Consider the following 17,541-nt stretch of genomic DNA (forward strand, 5'->3'; position numbering starts at 1 on the left):
CTCCGTCCCCTTTTTCGTCAATCCAGGAACCGCGCGGCCTGTTCCGGTGCGGGCAGATGGCAGGCGTCATGCCGCCCGAACCAGCGGTAGCGGTTGCGCGCCAGCGCGCGGTACGCCGCATCACGCCAGCCGCGCGGCACCGTCCGCAGCACGCCGGTCAGGCGCCAGACGCCACCCAGCCCAGCCAGTACGCGCAGAATCGCATCGGTATCGGTCCAGGCGCCCTGTGCGTCCAGCAGCAGGAACGACATTGGGTCCTGCGGGTCCAGCCCGTGCGCGCGCAACATCGCGCTGCCCTGCTGCCCCTGCATCGCCGCAAAGCGGTAGCGCCCCCTGCGGTCGAAACGCAGCAGGAAGCGCACCCAGCGGTTGCACAGCGCGCATACGCCATCGAACACGATCACCGCGCTGCCCGCCTCGGCGGCAGCCTCACTGCGGTTCGAGCCAGCCTTCATAGCGGATCAGGGCTCCGGCCCAGGGCAGCGTCACATCGACCAGGAAAGTGTAACGCTCGCCCTGCCAGGCTTCACGGCAGCGCACACCGCCAAACCAGCGCGTCGGCAGCGGCAGCAGCCCGAAGGCCCAGACCCGCCGCACCGACCAGTCGATGCCACCGTCGCGGGCCTGCAGGTCGAACTCGAAGCGCACCGCGCCCAGTTGCTCGCGCAGATGCCCTTCATGCGCCCACAGCCGCGACACCATCGGCCAGCGGCCAAACCGCCGCGCCCATTGCTCGCCCTGCCCGCGTGCACTGAACGCCACTTCGGTGGGCAGCGCGTCACCGTCCTTCGGCAACCGCGCCAGCGCGGCCAGCAGCGGCACCAGCCAGTGCCGCCCCCTCACGATGCGGGCCTGCCCCACGTAGCGGCAGGGCAACGGCGCGGCGTGCAGCGCCTGCACCGGCCCTGCCAGGGTGGCGAAGGCCGGCCCCAGCACGCGCGCGAACAGCGGCGTAGTCAGGGCGCGATCCAGGCCAGGGTCGCCATGCGCCCGGTGCGACGGTCGCGCCGGTGCGAATACAGGTCAGGATCGGCCATGGTCGACACCGTGCCGCCATACACCTGCGCCGGGTCCATCCCCGCCGCCTGCAATCGCTGCCGCGCCAGCGCGAACAGGTCGACCTTCCAGTGGCCTGCGCGGGTGGCCACGAACGCCGCCTCAGCGGCCGGATCATGGCCGACGAAGGCGTGGTAGACCTCCTCGCCGATCTCATAGTCGGCCGGCCCGGCGGCCGGGCCCAGCCAGGCCCGCAGCTGCGCCGGCGGCGTCTGCATGGCGGCCACCGTGGCCTCCAGCATGCCGTCGGCCAGCCCACGCCAGCCGGCATGGGCCGCGCCCACCTCGCTGCCATCGGCCGCGGCAAACACCACGGGCAGGCAGTCAGCGGTCAGGATCGCCAGCACCACGCCCGGCACCGGGGTCACTGCGGCGTCGGCCACCGGTTCGCTGGCGCCAGGCACCGGCGGCGCGGTGAAGCGCAGCACGGTGCTGCTATGCACCTGGCGCAGCCAGTGCGGTGCCGAGGGCAGTGCCAGCCCCTGCTGCAGCAGCTGGCGGTTGTGCTCCACGTTGGCCGGGGTATCACCATCGGCCGCGTGCCGGTTGCCCAGATTGAACTGCGCGAACGGCGCCGGCGAGATGCCCGCGCCATGCCGGCGCGTGGTCAGCGCATGGACGCCTGCCGGCGCCGGCCAGTCCGCCTGCAGCAACGGCAGCGCGGCGGCCATCACCAGCGATCCCGCTCGCGGGCGGCGAAGGCGTCGCTGTCTTCGCGCAGCACCTTCATCAGGTGCAGCATGTCCTCCGGCACCGGCGCGGTATTGCGCACCGGCTCACCGGTGATCGGATGCATGAACTCCAGGGTCTCGGCGTGCAGGGCCTGTCGCTTGAAGCCGCGCAGCGCAGCCACCAGCTCGTCGCTGGCGCCCTTGGGCAGCTTCAGCGCGCCGCCGTACAGCGGGTCGCCGATGATCGGATGGCGCACGTGCGCCATGTGCACGCGGATCTGGTGAGTACGGCCGGTTTCCAGGCGGCACTCCAGCGCGGTGTGCGCACGGAAGCGCTCGCGCAGGCGGTAATGGGTCACCGCTTCCTTGCCGTCTTCGCGCACCGCCATCTTCAGGCGGTCGCGCGGGTGGCGATCGATCGGGGCATCGGCGGTACCGCCCGCCACCAGCGCACCCATCACGATGGCCAGGTACTGGCGGTGCACGTCGCGTGCGGCCAGCTGCTCGACCAGCGCGGTCTGCGCTTCCAGGGTCTTGGCCACCACCATCACACCGCTGGTGTCCTTGTCCAGGCGGTGCACGATGCCCGCGCGCGGCAGCACCGCCACCGACGGGTCGCGGAACAGCAGGGCGTTCACCAGGGTGCCGCTGTGGTTGCCGGCACCGGGGTGGACCACCAGGCCGACCGGCTTGTTGATCACCAGCACGTGCTCGTCCTCGAACAGCACGTCCAGCGGAATGTCCTCCGGCTGGGCATCGGTCTGGGTTTCAAGCACCACGGTGAGGGTGACCACCTCGCCGCCGCGCAGCGGATCGCGCGGGCGCGCCTGGGCGCCGTCCAGCAGCACATCGCCGGACTTGATCCACTCGGTCAGGCGTGAACGCGAGTATTCGGGGAACAGTTCGGCCACGACGGCGTCGAAACGACGGCCGGCAGCGGTGTCGGGGACGATGGCCTGGCGGGCCGATTCAGAGGGTTGTTCAGACATGGCAGGGGGCATTCTTTGAAATTTTGGGGTCCCGGCGGCCGGTTTCAGTCGCTGGACAGGACACTAGGCTATCATCGACCCTTCGTATTCCAGCCGCGTCCCGCCTCGACCCCATGATCCGACGCTCCGCCATGCTCTCCGCGCCCGTCCGCCTCACCGCCCTGCTGCTGGTGCTGGTCATCGCCGCAACCGGCTGCCATCGCGGCGCCAAGAAGGGTGATCGCCCCGATGAAGGGACGCCGGTCGAACAGCTGTACGAGAAAAGCCACAAGCTGATGCAGGGCGGCAACTGGAGCGGCGCCGAAGCCAGCTTCCGCCGCCTGGTGGCCCAGTATCCCTACGGTCCCTACACCGAGCAGGCGATGATCGAAACCGCCTACGCCCAGTACAAGGCCGGCAAGCACGATGACGCGGTGTCCAGCATCGACCGCTTCATCCGTACCTACCCGACGCACCGCAACATCGCCTACCTGTACTACCTGCGCGGCCTGGCCAACTCCAACCGCAGTACGGTTTTCCTGCGCCGCGTATGGTCGTTGGATGCCAGCCGCCGCGATCTGTCCACGCCGCACCAGGCGTACTCGGACTTCAACATCGTGGTTGATCGTTATCCGAACAGCCGCTACGCCGCCGATGCGCGCCAGCGCATGCTGGAGCTGCGTGACGTATTCGCCCAGCACGAGCTGGACAACGCCCTGTACTACATGCGCCGCGGCGCCTGGGTCTCGGCCGTGGGCCGCGCCAACTACCTGCTGGAAACCTACCCGCAGAGCGCCTTCCAGTACGACGCCGTGGCCGTCCTGGCCGATTCCTACACCCACCTGGGCAACAAGACCCTGGCCGACGACGCCCGTCGCGTCCTGCAGCTGAACCAGCCGGACCACCCGTGGCTGGAAGGCAAGTGGCCGAAGTACCCATGGATGGTCCGCAAGCTGAACCCATTCGCCGGCGAGAAGTCCGCCAGCACCGGCCAGCGCAACGCGCGACTGGAAAAGAAGTAAGAGAGGGCCCCGAAAGGGGCCCTTCTTCATTTGTAGCGGTAGTGCCGGCCGCTGGCCGGCAGACCGGCAGCCTGTCCGGGGGCCGAAACAGCCGGCCAGCGGCCGGCTCTACCGTAGATCCACGCCATGCGTGGTGAGCGCCAAGGGGAGCCAAGCCCCCCGGTAGCGGCGGGCCACAAGGCCCACCGCTGCCTCAGCCCTTGTAGCCGTTGCTGATCGGGTAGCGGCGCTCGCGGCCAAAGGCGCGGCGCGAGACCTTCGGCCCCGGCGCGGCCTGGTGTCGCTTCCACTCGCTGATGCGCACCAGGCGCAGCACACGGTCGACCACGGCCGCGTCGTAGCCGGCAGCCACGATCTCCCCGCGCGACTGCTCCTGGTCGATGTAGCGGTACAGGATGCCGTCCAGCACGTCGTAGGCCGGCAGCGAGTCCTGGTCCAGCTGGTTCTCGCGCAGCTCGGCCGACGGCGGGCGGCTGATCACCGCCGGCGGGATCACCGGCGCGCCGCCCACCGTGTTGCGCCACTTGGACAGGCCGAACACCTCGGTCTTGTACAGATCCTTCAGCGGCGCGTAGCCACCGCACATGTCGCCGTAGATGGTGGCGTAGCCGACCGCGTACTCGCTCTTGTTGCCGGTGGTCAGCAGCAGGCCGCCGAACTTGTTGGCCAGCGCCATCAGGATCACGCCACGGCTGCGCGACTGCAGGTTCTCTTCGGTCACGTCCGGCGCGGTGCCTTCGAACATCGGCGCCAATGCTTCCATCAGCCCCTTGAATGCCGGCTCGATCGACACTGCCTCCAGCTTCACGCCCAACGCCTGGCACTGCTCGGCCGCCAGGTCGTTGGACAGGCCCGCGGTATAGCGCGACGGCAGGCGCACGGCGGTCACGTTCTCCGCGCCCATCGCGTCCACCGCCATGGCCAGCACGATCGCCGAGTCGATGCCGCCGGACAGGCCCAGCCACACCTTCTTGAAGCCGTTCTTGCGGCAGTAGTCCTGGATGCCACGGGTTACCGCACGCCAGGCCAGCGCGTCCATGCTCTCGTCGCCGTCGTCCATCCACACGTGCGGCATGAAGCGGCGGGTTTCACCGTCGTACTCCACCACCAGCCACTGGTCGACGAAGGCAGCAGCGGCCGGGTGCACCGTGCCGTCACCGTCGGCCACCACCGAAGCGCCGTCGAACACCAGCGCATCCTGGCCGCCAACCACGTTGAGGTAGGCGATGGCCGCCCCGCTCTCGCGGGTCCGTGCAGCCAGCACGGCGTCGCGCTGGGCATGCTTGCCACGCTCGTAGGGCGAGGCATTCGGCACCACCACCAGCTGCGCACCGGCGCGCATGGTGTCGGCCAGCGGCTCGGCAAACCACAGGTCCTCGCAGATCAGCAGGCCGACCGGAATGCCATTGACCTCGAACACGCAGCTGCCACCGTCCGGATCGACATCGAAATAGCGGCGCTCGTCGAACACCGCGTAGTTGGGCAGTTCGCGCTTGCGGTAGGTCTGCTCGACCAGGCCGTCACGCAGCACGCTGGCGGCGTTGTAGACCACCGCGCCGGCGGCCTGCGGCCAACCAACCACGGCGGTGATGCCGCGGCAGGCGGTGGCGATGCGGGCCATCGCCTGCTCGCACTCGTACAGGAAGCCCGGGCGCAGCAGCAGGTCCTCCGGCGGGTAGCCGCTCACCGCCAACTCGGGGAACATCACCAGCTCGGCGCCGTACTCGTCGCGCGCCTGGCCGATCATCTCGATGATGCGCTCGGTGTTGCCGGCGACATCGCCGACCGGGAAGTCGAACTGCGCCATCGCGATGCGGATCGAAGCCATGGGAATCCAGCCTGTGGTTGCAATGCCGCCATTGTAGCGCCGCGCCATGCGCTCGCCGGGCGCACGCACTGCATGGACAGCCCCGGCTCAGTAGATCCACGCCATGCGTGGATGGGGTTGCCAGGACGGCCAGGGCACCAGACGCAGAAAGGCCGCCCGGAGGCGGCCTTTCTGTTTCAGCAGCCGGCCAGCGGCCGGCTCTACAGCATCGTCTGCCGGAGGCAGTCGATCTTATTTCACCAGCTTGGCGATGGCAGCGCCCAGGTCGCCCGGCGAACGGACGGTGACCACGCCAGCGGCTTCCATCGCGGCGAACTTGCCTTCCGCGGTGCCCTTGCCGCCCGAGGCGATCGCGCCCGCGTGGCCCATGCGCTTGCCGGCCGGAGCCGACGCACCGGCGATGAAACCGACGACCGGCTTCTTCACGTGGTTCTTGATGTACTCGGCGCCGGCTTCTTCAGCGTCACCGCCGATTTCGCCAACCATGATGATGCCTTCGGTCTGCGGATCTTCGTTGAACAGCTTCAGGCAGTCGACGAAGTTCAGGCCGTTGATCGGGTCACCACCGATGCCGATGCAGGTGGACTGGCCCAGGCCGACTTCCGTGGTCTGCTTGACCGCTTCATAGGTCAGGGTGCCCGAACGCGACACGATGCCGATCTTGCCCGGCTGGTGGATGTGGCCCGGCATGATGCCGATCTTGCACTCACCCGGGGTGATGACGCCCGGGCAGTTCGGCCCGATCAGCACGGTGTCCGGATGCGAACGGGTCAGCACGTTCTTGACGCGCAGCATGTCCAGCACCGGGATGCCTTCGGTGATGCAGACGATGACCTTGATGCCGGCAGCAGCGGCTTCCAGGATCGCGTCGGCCGCGTACGGCGGCGGCACGTAGATGACCGAAGCGTTGGCGCCGGTGCTCTGCACGGCGTCGGCAACGGTGTTGAAGACCGGCAGGTCGATGTGGGTGGTGCCACCCTTGCCCGGGGTCACGCCGCCAACAACCTGGGTGCCGTACTCGATCATCTGAGTGGCGTGGAAGGTGCCCTGCTGGCCGGTGAAGCCCTGCACGATCACCTTGGTGTTCTTGTTAATCAAAACAGACATGGGAATTCCTTGGTGTCGAATCAGGCAGCGTTCTTGACAGCTTCAACGATCTTCTTGGCGCCATCGTTGATGTTGTCAGCCGGGATGATGGCCATGCCGCTGTCGCGCAGCAGCTGCTTGCCTTCTTCCACGTTGGTGCCTTCCAGGCGCACCACGACCGGAACCTTGACGCCCACTTCCTTCACGGCGGCGATGATGCCTTCGGCAATCATGTCGCAGCGGACGATGCCGCCGAAGATGTTGACGAAGATGCCTTCAACCTTGTCCGAGGACAGGATCAGCTTGAACGCTTCGATGACGCGCTGCTTGTTGGCACCGCCGCCCACGTCCAGGAAGTTCGCCGGCTCGCCGCCGTTGAGCTTGATGACGTCCATGGTGGCCATGGCCAGGCCGGCGCCGTTCACCATGCAGCCGATGTTGCCGTCCATGGTGACGTAGTTGATGTCCAGCTCCGAAGCGATCACTTCGGTCGGATCTTCCTGGGTCTTGTCGCGCATGGCGACCAGGGCCTTCTGGCGGAACGCGGCGTTGTCGTCGCTGTCGAACTTGCCGTCCAGCGCGTACAGGTTGCCGTCGTCCAGGATGGCCAGCGGGTTGATTTCAACCAGGGCCAGGTCCTTTTCGTTGAACAGGCGGTACAGGTTCACCATGATGCTGGCGAACTGGCCGGCCTGCTTGGCGGTCAGGCCCAGCTTGAAGCCGAAATCACGGCCGTGGTAACCCTGCACGCCTTCGACGAAGTCGACGTTCAGCGAGTGGATCAGCTCCGGGGTTTCAGCAGCAACCTGCTCGATTTCCACGCCGCCTTCCGAAGAGGCGATGTAGGTGATGGTCTTGGTGCCACGGTCGACCAGCACCGACAGGTACAGTTCCTTGACGATCTCGCCGGCGGTGGTCACCAGCACCAGGTTGACCGGCAGTTCAACGCCTGCGGTCTGGTAGGTGGCCATCTTGGTGCCGAGCATCTTGGCCGCAGCGGCCTTCACGTCGTCGGTGGTCTTGCAGAACTTGACGCCGCCAGCCTTGCCGCGGCCGCCAGCGTGGATCTGCGCCTTGACCATCCAGGGGCCCTGGCCCAGGGAGTTGGCAGCGGCAACCGCTTCGTCCGGGGTCGCAGCGACCTTGCCGGCCGGGACCGGGATGCCGTACTCGGCAAGCAGTTGTTTTGACTGGTATTCGTGGAAATTCATGCGTCACCGTGGGAATAGGAACGACCGCACGCAATTCCTCAGGGCCCCGGCGGGGCGCCGGCATGGACCGCGGCGGGCCCACTATTGTGGCCGAGCCAGCGCCGGGGCGCAAAGAAGTCTGTACAAAACGCCAGACCCGGCCAGATTTCCACCGCCATTCAGGCAGTTGCGCCCGGGGGCGCACTGGCCACCGGTATCCATCCCGGGCCAAATGCGCGATCCGGGCCGCTCCGGCGGCGCCGGGCCGGGCGCCCTATACTGGTCAACCAAGGTGTGTAGAGTCGGGTGTGCTCGACGGCTTCCACCGCAGGCCACATCGAAGCGACGTGCCGGACCGGCTTCAGGGGACGCCGAGCAGGCCCGCCGCAGATTCCAGACCCAGGCAGCCAGAAGGGGAGTTCCGGCGTGTCACCCAGTGCTTCATTGATCGACCGCATCGAATCGATTCCGCGGCGTGAGCTGTATTTCTTCGCGCTGTACCGGGTGCTGATCGCCTCGGTCATCGCCGCCCTGCTCTACAGCCCCCTGTCGGCCATGGTCGGCGAAGCCCACCATCCACGGCTCGCCGACACCGTCGCCGCCATCTACCTGGTGCTCTCGCTGCTGGCCCTGGTGATCGGCCGCAACGAACGCTGGCTGCGCCCGATCGTGGTCAGCGGCGTGCTGGTGGACATCGTCGCCGCCACCCTGTTGTCGCATGCCCTGCCGGGTGCCAGCGCCGGCATCTCGATGTCACTGCTGTTCAACATCGCCGCCGCCGCCACCCTGCTGCCGCTCAGCCTGGGGCTGGGCCTGGCGCTGGCCGCCAGCCTCGCCACCGGCGTGGAATACACCTGGAAGCTGCTGGAAGGTGGTGACCCCACCCGTACCCTGGCCGAACTGGCGATGTTCGCCACCAGCTACCTGGCGCTGGCCTTCATCAGCTACCAGGTCGGCAGCCGCGCGCGCCGCAACCAGCAGCTGGCCAACCAGCGCGGCGATGAAGTGGCCAACCTGTTCCAGATCAACGAGTTGATCATCCGCCGCATGCGTACCGGCGTGCTGGTGGTCGACGCCGACAACCGCGTCACCCTGGCCAACGAAGCTGCCTCGATGCTGCTCGGTGACAGCGACGGCAGCGGCGAAAGCGGCCGCCTGGACCTGGCCAGCGCCGCCCCGGAGCTCGCCCGTCGCCTGCAGCGCTGGCGCAACGGCTGGGCGCAGGACGAACTGCCGCTGCAGCTCAACCCCGACCAGCCTGAAGTGCAGCCGCGCTTTGCACGCCTGCTGGCCGGCAGCGACCTGGCCCTGGTGTTCCTGGACGATTCCAGCGTGGTCTCGCGTCGCGCCGAATCGCTCACCCTGTCGGCGATGGGGCGCTTCTCGGCCAGTCTCGCCCACGAGATCCGCAATCCGCTGGCCGCGATCAACTACGCGGTGCAGCTGCTGGAGGAAGGGACCGGCTTCAACGAAAGCGACCGCCGCCTGCTGCAGATCATCCGCCAGCAGTGCCAGCGCACCAACGGCATCGTCGAAAGCGTGCTGGGCCTGGCCCGGCGCGAGCGCGCCACGCCCGAGAACGTCGACCTGGCCGCCTTCGTGCGCCGCTTCGTGCTGGAGTACAAGCAGGGGCAGACGCTGGAGACCGACAGCATCGAACCGATCATCAACGACACCTCGGTGCTGGCCCAGGTCGACACCAAGCATCTCTACCAGGTGCTTACCGTGCTGGTGCACAACGCACTCAAGTACGGGCGCATCGGCCAGCAGCCGGCACGGGTGCGCCTGCGCGTGGCCCAGCACGAGCGCAGTGCGGTCATCGACGTGATGGACCGTGGCCCCGGCATTCCCGAAAGCGTGGCCGCGCAGTTGTTCCGGCCGTTCTTCACCACGTCCGAGCATGGCACCGGGCTGGGCCTGTACATCGCCCGCGAGCTGTGCCGCGCCAACCAGGCACGGCTCGACTACATCCCGGTGCCCGCCGGTGGCTCCTGCTTCCGCCTGGTGCTGCCCGGCCCGCATACGTTGTTGCCCACCTGATCTCGATTCTGTGCGTCAAACATTTGTCGCTTCCAGCCCCCTCGTTTATCTTTCACGCCCATGAACGAAACCCGCAGCGCCCTCGTCGTCGACGATGAACGCGACATCCGCGAACTGCTGGTACTGACGCTCGGCCGCATGGGGCTGCGCATCAGTACGGCAGCCAACCTTGCCGAAGCGCGCGAACTGCTGGCCAGCAATCCGTACGACCTGTGCATCACCGACATGCGCCTGCCGGACGGCAACGGCATCGAGCTGGTCAGCGAGATCGCGCAGCACTATCCGCGCACGCCGGTGGCGATGATCACCGCCTTCGGCAGCATGGACCTGGCCGTGGAAGCGCTGAAGGCCGGCGCCTTCGACTTCGTCAGCAAGCCGGTGGACATCGCCGTGCTGCGTGGCCTGGTCAAGCATGCGCTGGAGCTCAACAACACTGAACGCCCCGCGCCCGGCCCCGCCGCCGAACAGGGCGCGCGCCTGCTTGGTGACTCGCCGGCCATGGACGTGCTGCGCACCACCATCGGCAAGGTCGCGCGCAGCCAGGCGCCGGTCTACATCCTCGGTGAATCCGGCGTGGGCAAGGAGCTGGTCGCGCGCACCATCCATGCCCAGGGCGCCCGTGCGGCCGGCCCGTTCGTGCCGGTCAACTGCGGCGCCATTCCCGGCGAGCTGATGGAGAGCGAATTCTTTGGCCACCGCAAGGGCAGCTTCAGCGGCGCCCACGCCGACAAGCCCGGGCTGTTCCAGGCCGCGCATGGCGGCACCCTGTTCCTCGACGAAGTGGCCGAACTGCCGCTGCAGATGCAGGTGAAGCTGCTGCGCGCGATCCAGGAAAAGTCGGTGCGCGCGGTCGGCGCCGCCAACGAGGAGCCGGTGGACGTGCGCATCCTCTCGGCCACCCACAAGGACCTGGCCGAGCTGGTCGAGGACGGGCGCTTCCGCCATGACCTCTACTACCGCATCAACGTGATCGAACTGAGGGTGCCACCGCTGCGCGAGCGTCGCCAGGACCTGCCGGAACTGGCCGCGTCGGTGCTGGCACGGCTGGCCCGCAGCCATGGCCGCCCGACGCCGTTGCTGGCACCGTCGGCATTGGACGCACTGGCCCAGTACGCCTTCCCCGGCAACGTGCGCGAACTGGAGAACATCCTGGAACGCGCGCTGGCGCTGGCCGAAGAAGACCGCATCGGCGCCGACGACCTGCGCCTGCCGCAGCACGCCCCGCGCACGCCCGGCAGCGCAGCGCACGCCGAAGCCGTGGTGGACCTGCAGCCCGGCAGCGCCGCCCTGCCCTCATACATCGAACAGCTCGAGCGCAGCGCCATCCAGCGCGCGCTGGAAGAGAACCGCTGGAACAAGACCCGCACCGCCGCGCAGCTGGGCATCACCTTCCGCGCGCTGCGCTACAAGCTGAAGAAGCTGGGGATGGAGTAAGGACAGGGTCGGATCCCTTTCCGCAGGAAAGGGCTCTGACCCGGCGCGGGCCACCCAACCGGGTAGTGCCGGCCGCTGGCCGGCAACCTCACGCATCGCGGCATCCACGCACGGCGTGGATCTACCTCAATCCTTCGTAACGCGATTGATCTCGGCCAGGCTGGTGACGCCCGCAGCCGCCTTCTTCAACGCCGACTGGCGCAGATCGTTCACCCCGATCTGCTGCGCGGCCTCGGCAATCTGCAACGCATTGCCACCGGCCAGCACGATCGTGGCGATCTCATCCGTCATCGGCATCACCTGGTAGAGGCCGGTACGGCCCTTGTAGCCCTCGGTGCACTCATCACAGCCGACCGCCTCATACAGCTCGATACCCGCGTCCAGCTGTGCCTGGGTGAAGCCTTCGGCCAGCAACGCATGCTCGGGCAGATTGGACGGGCGCTTGCAGTTGCTGCACAACCGGCGCGCCAGGCGCTGGGCGATCACCAGGGTCACCGAGCTGGTGATGTTGTACGGCGCAATGCCCATGTTCATCAGACGCGCGATGGTCTGCGGCGCATCGTTGGTGTGCAGCGTGGACAGCACCATGTGGCCGGTCTGCGCCGCCTTGATCGCGATCTCGGCCGTCTCCAGGTCGCGGATTTCGCCGACCATGATGATGTCCGGATCCTGTCGCAGGAACGAGCGCAACGCTGCGGCGAAGGTCATGCCGCGCTTGTTGTTCTGCTGCACCTGGTTGACGCCGGGCAGACGGATTTCCACTGGGTCTTCGGCGGTGGAGATGTTGCGCGTCTCGTCGTTGAGGATGCCCAGCGCGGTGTACAGCGACACCGTCTTGCCCGAACCGGTCGGGCCGGTCACCAGCACCATGCCATATGGCTTGTGGATGGCTTCCAGGAACAGCTTCTGCTGGTCCGGCTCGTAACCCAGCTTGTCGATGCCCAGCTTGGCCGCGCTGCCGTCCAGGATACGCAGCACCACCTTCTCGCCGAACAGGGTCGGCAGCGTGCTCACGCGGAAGTCGATCTGCTTGGTCTTGGACAGGTTGAGCTTGATGCGTCCGTCCTGCGGCACGCGCTTTTCGGCGATATCCAGCTGCGCCATCACCTTCAGGCGTGCGGCGATGCGCTGGTTCAACTTCACCGGCGCGCGCGCCACCATCTTCAGCAGACCGTCGATGCGCAGACGCACGCGGTAATCATCTTCGTAGGGCTCGAAGTGGATGTCCGAGGCGCCCTTGCGGATCGCGTCCACCAGCACCTTGTTGACGAACTTCACCACCGGGGTGTCATCGCCCTTGGCATCGATACCGGAGTCGCCACCGGCGCCGAGATCCTCGTCTCCGGCCGCGACGTCCAGGTTGCCCATGCCATCGTCGTCACCGCCCAGCGCGTCGCCCAGCGTGTCATGGCTGGCATGCCACTGCTCGAATGTGCGGCGGATCTGATCCTCGTCCACCAGGATCGGCTCCACCACCAGATTGGTGTGGAACTTGATCTCGTCCAGCGAATGGGTCGGGTTGCTGGTGCCCACGAACAGTTTGCCGCCGCGTTTGAACAGCGGCAGCACGTTGTGCTTGCGCAGCAGCTCCTCGCTGACCAGGCTCATCGCGTTCTGGCTGGCGTCGAACGTGGACACGTCGAACAGCGGCATGCCGAACTCGACCGCGTTGGCGGCCGCCAACTGGGCCGCCCCAACCACCTTGTTCTGCGCGAACCAGGTCGGCAGCGGCTGCCGGGCGGCAGCGGCCTTGGCCATGGCATCGCGGGCGGAAGCCTCGTCCAGCGCACCATCCTGGACCAGGCGACGGGCCAGGCCGGTGATGCCGACGAGATTGGCGGTGGTTACGGCATTCATATGGATCCTTGGCTCATCATGGGTCAGGCAGTGCGGCGCGCCTTCCAGGGGCACCGCACAGGGCAGCAGAACCTGCCGCGACCCGATGGCCGACGACGACGCCAATCCTTCAGCATGACTGCCTCGCCCGGCACTCCCAGCCCGGCAGGCACGATCCTGACTCCCCCGGGGATGATAGCCCCGTCAACGGCCCGCCAACATCCCATTGGCAGACCGAAGTGTGATCAACAGCCGGTTGGGCGATAGCGCGCTTCGAAGGCGCTGCCGTCGCAGGTCCAGGTGCCGTCAGCTGCGCGGCGGAGGATGAGGTCTTTGCCATTGATAGGCGGAGCTCCTCCGACGGTACACGTCACGTTGCCCACGCCCGAGGATGCAACTGCCGCATCAAGAGCGGTGCAGCGCTCAGAAACCCTCAAGCCAATGTAGTCGGCAGTAATCAAACTGGCGTCACGGCTATCTTGGACGACCGTCTCAATCGTGGTCTTGCCTGGCCTGATTTCGGCAAGAGCGGACGTCAATTGGGACTTCGCCACGTAGTCCTGATACATCGGCAAAGCGATCGCCGCCAAGATCGCGATGATCGCAACTACGATCATCAATTCAATCAATGTGAAACCTCGAATTCTACGCATTCCTCACTCCCCCTGAGTGCGATGAGCCCCGTGGCGCCGTCAACGCCACCAAAAAAGAGGCCCCGACTTAGCGGGGCCTCTGTACAGCTGTGAGCTACCTAATTAGGCGCTCTTGCAGCCGCTCGGAATGTACTTGGCTTCCGTGATCGAGGTGGTGCAAGTCCAGGTGCCGTCGGTATCAGCACGCTTCAGGGTGATGGTTGCGTCCTTGATCTTCGGGCTGCCTGCCAGCTTGCAGGCGATGCTGCCATCTGCACCGTCGGTGACAGTGATAGCGGTGCAACGATCCGAAATCTTCAGGCCGATAGCAGCTGCGTTAGCAACAGCCTTGCCTTCGTTGATGGCGACTTCGAACTGGGTCTTGCCCGGGGTGATTTCAGCCAGGCCAGCAGTGACCTGCGACTTGGCCACATAGTCTTGGTACATCGGCAGGGCGATGGCGGCCAGGATGGCGATGATCGCAACGACGATCATCAGTTCGATAAGGGTGAAGCCCTTCTGGTTCTTCATTTTGGTACATCCCCAAGATAAGTGGTGGTTGATTTCAGAGCACAGGATCGGTCTGGCCGGCGGCCAGCTGAGCGGGTCCTGTACCCTGCGGGTGGATCAACGCAGGTTGCGTGCCAACCCCGGCACGCCTCCCCCTGGATTTCCCCGCGCCCATGATGGCAGCTATTTCACGGATGGGAACCCCCCGGATGCGAATCTGCGATGGACGCGGCAATGTGACGCAGTGCGTCACCTTTGGTCGGCACCCGGCACGAATTCGCATGATGGCACCCCCAACAACTGCCCAGACGAGCATGAACCCGCTACCATCGACGACTAGACGCCCGCCTGGGGATGGCGGGTCTTGGGGAGCCGATATGTCTGTCAGTCGCAGTGCGATCAAGAAGGAGCCCGTGGCGCGCAGCACCACGGAGCTGCAGCCGTTTGTCTGGGAGGGGACCGACAAGCGGGGCGTGAAGATGAAGGGAGAGCAGGCCGCGAAGAACGCGAACCTGCTGCGGGCTGAGTTGCGCCGCCAGGGAATTACCCCCGGCGCCGTCAAGCCAAAGCCCAAGCCGTTGTTCGGTGCGGCCGGCAGCAAGATCTCACCGAAGGACATCGCGTTCTTCAGCCGACAGATGGCCACAATGATGAAGTCCGGCGTGCCGATCGTTGGTGCACTCGACATCATCGCCAGCGGGCACAAGAACCCGCGCATGAAAAAGATGGTGGAGTCGGTCCGCACCGACATTGAAGGCGGCTCGTCGTTGTACGAGGCCGTCAGCAAGCACCCTGTCCAGTTTGACGAGCTCTACCGCAACCTAGTACGGGCTGGTGAAGGCGCCGGCGTGCTTGAAACGGTACTTGATACCGTTGCCACCTATAAAGAGAACATCGAAGCCCTGAAGGGCAAGATCAAGAAGGCGATGTTCTATCCCGCCATGGTGCTGGCGGTTGCCCTGCTGGTCAGTGGCATCCTGCTGGTCTGGGTAGTCCCGCAGTTCGAGGACGTATTCAAGGGCTTCGGCGCGGACCTGCCCGCCTTCACCCAGATGATCGTGAACATGTCTCGGTTCATGGTCTCGTGGTGGTGGCTGATCCTGCTGGTCATCATTGGTTCGATCGTCGGCTTCATCGCGGCCTATAAACGGTCGCCCAAGATGCAGCACGGCATGGACCGGTTGGTCCTGAAGCTGCCAGTCATCGGGCAGATCATGCACAACAGCTCGATCGCCCGCTTTGCCCGTACGACCGCCGTGACCTTCAAGGCCGGCGTGCCGCTGGTGGAGGCCCTGGGCATCGTGGCCGGCGCCACCGGCAATACGGTTTACGAGCATGCCGTATTGCGCATGCGCGACGACGTGTCGGTCGGTTACCCGGTCAACATGGCCATGAAGCAGACCGCCCTGTTCCCGCACATGGTCATCCAGATGACTGGCATCGGTGAAGAGGCGGGTGCCCTGGACGCCATGCTGTTCAAGGTGGCCGAGTACTATGAGCAGGAGGTCAACAATGCCGTTGACGCCCTCAGCAGCCTGCTGGAGCCGATCATCATGGTGATCATTGGTACCATCGTCGGCGGCATGGTCATCGGCATGTACCTGCCGATCTTCAAGCTCGCTTCCGTCGTCGGATAATCACTACATGGCATTTCTCGACCAGCATCCCGGCCTCGGCTACCCCGCCGCGGCCGCCCTGGGGCTGCTGCTGGGCAGTTTCCTCAACGTCGTCATCCTGCGCCTGCCCAAGCGGCTGGAGTGGCAGTGGAAGCGCGATGCGCGCGAGGTCCTGGAAGAACCGGACTTCTACGAGCCCCCGCCACCGGGGATCGTGGTCGAGCCCTCGCACTGCCCGCACTGCAAGCACAAGCTGAGCTGGTACGAGAACATCCCGCTGTTCAGCTGGATCATCCAGGGCGGCAAGTGCCGCCACTGCAAGGCGCCGATCTCGCTGCAGTACCCGCTGGTCGAGGCCCTGACCTCGGTACTGGTACTAGCCTGTGTCTGGCAGTTCGGCTTCGGCTGGCAGGGCTTCGGCGCCATCGTGCTGACCTGCTTCCTGATCGCCCTGTCCGGCATCGACCTGCGCACCCAGCTGCTGCCCGACCAGTTGACCCTGCCACTGATGTGGCTGGGCCTGATAGGCAACATCGACAACCTGTACATGCCGGCCAAGCCTGCCTTGGTTGGCGCGGCGGTGGGCTATCTGTCGCTGTGGATGGTCTGGTGGCTGTTCAAGCAGCTGACCGGCAAGGAAGGCATGGGCCACGGCGATTTCAAGCTGCTGGCCGCCCTCGGCGCCTGGTGCGGGTTGAAGGGCATCCTGCCTATCATCCTGCTGTCGTCGGTGCTGGGTGCCATCATCGGCTCGATCTGGCTGTACTCCCGGGGCCGTGACCGCGCCACGCCCATCCCGTTCGGCCCCTACCTGGCCATCGCAGGCTGGCTGTACTTCATGTGGGGTGCGCCTGTGGTGGAGCAGTACCTGGTGTTGAGCGGACTGCGCTGAGGGGAGCCCCCATGAGCCGGTATGTGGTTGGCCTGACCGGCGGCATTGCCGCCGGCAAGAGCGAGGTGACCCGGCGCTTCGAGGCGCTGGGCATCGTGGTGGCCGACGCCGATCTGGCCGCCCGCGCAGTGGTCGCTACCGGCAGCCCCGCCCTGGGTCGTATCGCCGAGCGCTTCGGCGCCGACATGCTGCAGGTGGACGGCAGCCTGGACCGGGCGCGCCTGCGTGCCCACGTATTCGCCGACCCGACCGAACGGGCGGCACTGGAAGCGATCACCCACCCGGCCATCCGCCTGCTGATGCAACAGCAGTGCGAGCAGGCCGCCAGCCCCTATGCGATTGCCGCCATTCCACTGCTGACCGAGGTCGGTGGGCGGCAGGCCTACCCGTGGTTGAACCGGGTACTGCTGGTGGATGCACCCGAAGCCGTGCAGCACGCCCGGCTGATGCAGCGCGACGGCATCGACGCCGCGCTGGCTGACAGGATGATCGCCGCCCAGGCCAGCCGCGCGCAGCGGTTGGCACTGGCTGATGATGTGGTGGTCAACGATGGTCACCCCGAGGACCTGCAGGCGCAGGTGGAAGCGCTGCATGAGCGGTATCTGGGGTTGGCTGGGGGCTGAGGCGTCCGCATTGTTGGGGGGGGGGCACTCAGGCACTGATTGGATCGACTGAGACATTTCATCTTTTCATCTCGATCGACTTCGGCGTCCCTTTTTCCGCTTACGCCTATCCGCCAATCCTTTTCTGCGCCAAACCA

The 17,541-nt window shown here is 66.4% G+C and carries 16 protein-coding genes; 6 read left to right on the plus strand and 10 right to left on the minus strand.

Annotated elements, in window-relative coordinates; genetic code table 11:
• Positions 1-17: 17 nt before the first annotated feature.
• Genes EGM71_RS16185 through rluD form a run of 4 tightly spaced genes read right to left on the minus strand, consistent with a single transcriptional unit; the run spans position 18 to position 2,716 of the window.
• The gene (locus tag EGM71_RS16185) at positions 18-455 is read right to left on the minus strand and encodes a thiol-disulfide oxidoreductase DCC family protein (protein WP_188485686.1); all 438 of its coding nucleotides are present in this window, start codon (positions 453-455) and stop codon (positions 18-20) included.
• On the minus strand, positions 430-936 hold the full coding sequence (locus tag EGM71_RS16190; RefSeq protein WP_188485687.1) for a DUF4166 domain-containing protein: 507 nt from the start codon (positions 934-936) through the stop codon (positions 430-432). The genes EGM71_RS16185 and EGM71_RS16190 overlap by 26 nt, the downstream gene beginning before the upstream one ends.
• Positions 937-956: 20 nt before the next feature.
• Positions 957-1,727: a peptidoglycan editing factor PgeF gene (gene pgeF / locus EGM71_RS16195; protein ID WP_188485688.1), complete on the minus strand. Its 771-nt coding sequence runs from the start codon at positions 1,725-1,727 to the stop codon at positions 957-959.
• Complete coding sequence (gene rluD, locus EGM71_RS16200) at positions 1,727-2,716, minus strand: 23S rRNA pseudouridine(1911/1915/1917) synthase RluD (RefSeq protein ID WP_188485689.1); 990 nt, start codon at positions 2,714-2,716, stop codon at positions 1,727-1,729. Before rluD ends, pgeF begins: the two co-directional genes overlap by 1 nt.
• Before the next feature lie 113 nt (positions 2,717-2,829).
• On the opposite strand from rluD, the gene EGM71_RS16205 reads away from it, so the two are divergent.
• The gene (locus tag EGM71_RS16205) at positions 2,830-3,717 is read left to right on the plus strand and encodes an outer membrane protein assembly factor BamD (RefSeq protein WP_101765979.1); all 888 of its coding nucleotides are present in this window, start codon (positions 2,830-2,832) and stop codon (positions 3,715-3,717) included.
• A gap of 193 nt (positions 3,718-3,910) precedes the next feature.
• On the opposite strand, the gene EGM71_RS16210 is transcribed toward EGM71_RS16205, so the two are convergent.
• From EGM71_RS16210 to sucC, 3 genes are all read right to left on the minus strand, one after another.
• Positions 3,911-5,545 carry an NAD+ synthase gene (locus EGM71_RS16210; RefSeq protein ID WP_188485690.1) on the minus strand — a complete coding sequence of 545 codons (1,635 nt, stop codon included), beginning with the start codon at positions 5,543-5,545 and terminating at the stop codon, positions 3,911-3,913.
• A gap of 231 nt (positions 5,546-5,776) precedes the next feature.
• Positions 5,777-6,652: a succinate--CoA ligase subunit alpha gene (gene sucD / locus EGM71_RS16215; RefSeq protein WP_005410793.1), complete on the minus strand. Its 876-nt coding sequence runs from the start codon at positions 6,650-6,652 to the stop codon at positions 5,777-5,779.
• A 20-nt stretch (positions 6,653-6,672) separates the two neighbouring features.
• Entirely contained in the window at positions 6,673-7,842 is a 1,170-nt protein-coding gene (gene sucC / locus EGM71_RS16220) for an ADP-forming succinate--CoA ligase subunit beta (RefSeq protein WP_004154430.1), read from the minus strand.
• A 405-nt stretch (positions 7,843-8,247) separates the two neighbouring features.
• On the opposite strand from sucC, the gene EGM71_RS16225 reads away from it, so the two are divergent.
• Positions 8,248-9,861, plus strand: a complete 1,614-nt coding sequence (locus EGM71_RS16225) for a sensor histidine kinase (RefSeq protein WP_014648198.1) — start codon at positions 8,248-8,250, stop codon at positions 9,859-9,861.
• Between the two features lie 60 nt (positions 9,862-9,921).
• The gene (locus EGM71_RS16230) at positions 9,922-11,295 is read left to right on the plus strand and encodes a sigma-54-dependent transcriptional regulator (protein ID WP_075676419.1); all 1,374 of its coding nucleotides are present in this window, start codon (positions 9,922-9,924) and stop codon (positions 11,293-11,295) included.
• A gap of 126 nt (positions 11,296-11,421) precedes the next feature.
• Here EGM71_RS16230 and pilB read toward each other — a convergent pair whose 3' ends face one another.
• The 3 genes from pilB to EGM71_RS16245 form a co-directional block, all read right to left on the minus strand.
• On the minus strand, positions 11,422-13,152 hold the full coding sequence (pilB, locus tag EGM71_RS16235) for a type IV-A pilus assembly ATPase PilB (RefSeq protein ID WP_188485691.1): 1,731 nt from the start codon (positions 13,150-13,152) through the stop codon (positions 11,422-11,424).
• Positions 13,153-13,376: 224 nt separating this feature from the next.
• Complete coding sequence (locus EGM71_RS16240; RefSeq protein WP_188485692.1) at positions 13,377-13,784, minus strand: pilin; 408 nt, start codon at positions 13,782-13,784, stop codon at positions 13,377-13,379.
• Positions 13,785-13,886: 102 nt separating this feature from the next.
• The gene (locus EGM71_RS16245) at positions 13,887-14,294 is read right to left on the minus strand and encodes a pilin (protein WP_188485693.1); all 408 of its coding nucleotides are present in this window, start codon (positions 14,292-14,294) and stop codon (positions 13,887-13,889) included.
• Positions 14,295-14,650: 356 nt separating this feature from the next.
• Between EGM71_RS16245 and EGM71_RS16250 the strand changes: the two genes are divergently transcribed.
• The 3 genes from EGM71_RS16250 to coaE are packed head-to-tail and all read left to right on the plus strand — an operon-like array spanning position 14,651 to position 17,404.
• On the plus strand, positions 14,651-15,910 hold the full coding sequence (locus tag EGM71_RS16250) for a type II secretion system F family protein (RefSeq protein ID WP_188485694.1): 1,260 nt from the start codon (positions 14,651-14,653) through the stop codon (positions 15,908-15,910).
• A 7-nt stretch (positions 15,911-15,917) separates the two neighbouring features.
• Positions 15,918-16,781: a prepilin peptidase gene (locus EGM71_RS16255; RefSeq protein ID WP_100473726.1), complete on the plus strand. Its 864-nt coding sequence runs from the start codon at positions 15,918-15,920 to the stop codon at positions 16,779-16,781.
• A gap of 11 nt (positions 16,782-16,792) precedes the next feature.
• Positions 16,793-17,404, plus strand: a complete 612-nt coding sequence (gene coaE, locus EGM71_RS16260) for a dephospho-CoA kinase (protein WP_188485695.1) — start codon at positions 16,793-16,795, stop codon at positions 17,402-17,404.
• Positions 17,405-17,541: the final 137 nt, after the last annotated feature.

This window comes from Stenotrophomonas maltophilia, assembly GCF_006970445.1.
Taxonomy (GTDB): domain Bacteria; phylum Pseudomonadota; class Gammaproteobacteria; order Xanthomonadales; family Xanthomonadaceae; genus Stenotrophomonas; species Stenotrophomonas maltophilia_AU.

What these genes read in the sequence shown, in the direction of transcription:
- EGM71_RS16185 (WP_188485686.1), bottom strand. Translation starts at nt 455, where the DNA reads ATGAAGGCTGGCTCGAACCGCAGTGAGGCTGCCGCCGAGGCGGGCAGC.
- pgeF (WP_188485688.1), bottom strand. Translation starts at nt 1,727, where the DNA reads ATGGCCGCCGCGCTGCCGTTGCTGCAGGCGGACTGGCCGGCGCCGGCA.
- rluD (WP_188485689.1), bottom strand. Translation starts at nt 2,716, where the DNA reads ATGTCTGAACAACCCTCTGAATCGGCCCGCCAGGCCATCGTCCCCGAC.
- EGM71_RS16205 (WP_101765979.1), top strand. Translation starts at nt 2,830, where the DNA reads ATGATCCGACGCTCCGCCATGCTCTCCGCGCCCGTCCGCCTCACCGCC.
- EGM71_RS16210 (WP_188485690.1), bottom strand. Translation starts at nt 5,545, where the DNA reads ATGGCTTCGATCCGCATCGCGATGGCGCAGTTCGACTTCCCGGTCGGC.
- sucD (WP_005410793.1), bottom strand. Translation starts at nt 6,652, where the DNA reads ATGTCTGTTTTGATTAACAAGAACACCAAGGTGATCGTGCAGGGCTTC.
- sucC (WP_004154430.1), bottom strand. Translation starts at nt 7,842, where the DNA reads ATGAATTTCCACGAATACCAGTCAAAACAACTGCTTGCCGAGTACGGC.
- EGM71_RS16230 (WP_075676419.1), top strand. Translation starts at nt 9,922, where the DNA reads ATGAACGAAACCCGCAGCGCCCTCGTCGTCGACGATGAACGCGACATC.
- pilB (WP_188485691.1), bottom strand. Translation starts at nt 13,152, where the DNA reads ATGAATGCCGTAACCACCGCCAATCTCGTCGGCATCACCGGCCTGGCC.
- EGM71_RS16240 (WP_188485692.1), bottom strand. Translation starts at nt 13,784, where the DNA reads ATGCGTAGAATTCGAGGTTTCACATTGATTGAATTGATGATCGTAGTT.
- EGM71_RS16245 (WP_188485693.1), bottom strand. Translation starts at nt 14,294, where the DNA reads ATGAAGAACCAGAAGGGCTTCACCCTTATCGAACTGATGATCGTCGTT.
- EGM71_RS16250 (WP_188485694.1), top strand. Translation starts at nt 14,651, where the DNA reads ATGTCTGTCAGTCGCAGTGCGATCAAGAAGGAGCCCGTGGCGCGCAGC.
- EGM71_RS16255 (WP_100473726.1), top strand. Translation starts at nt 15,918, where the DNA reads ATGGCATTTCTCGACCAGCATCCCGGCCTCGGCTACCCCGCCGCGGCC.
- coaE (WP_188485695.1), top strand. Translation starts at nt 16,793, where the DNA reads ATGAGCCGGTATGTGGTTGGCCTGACCGGCGGCATTGCCGCCGGCAAG.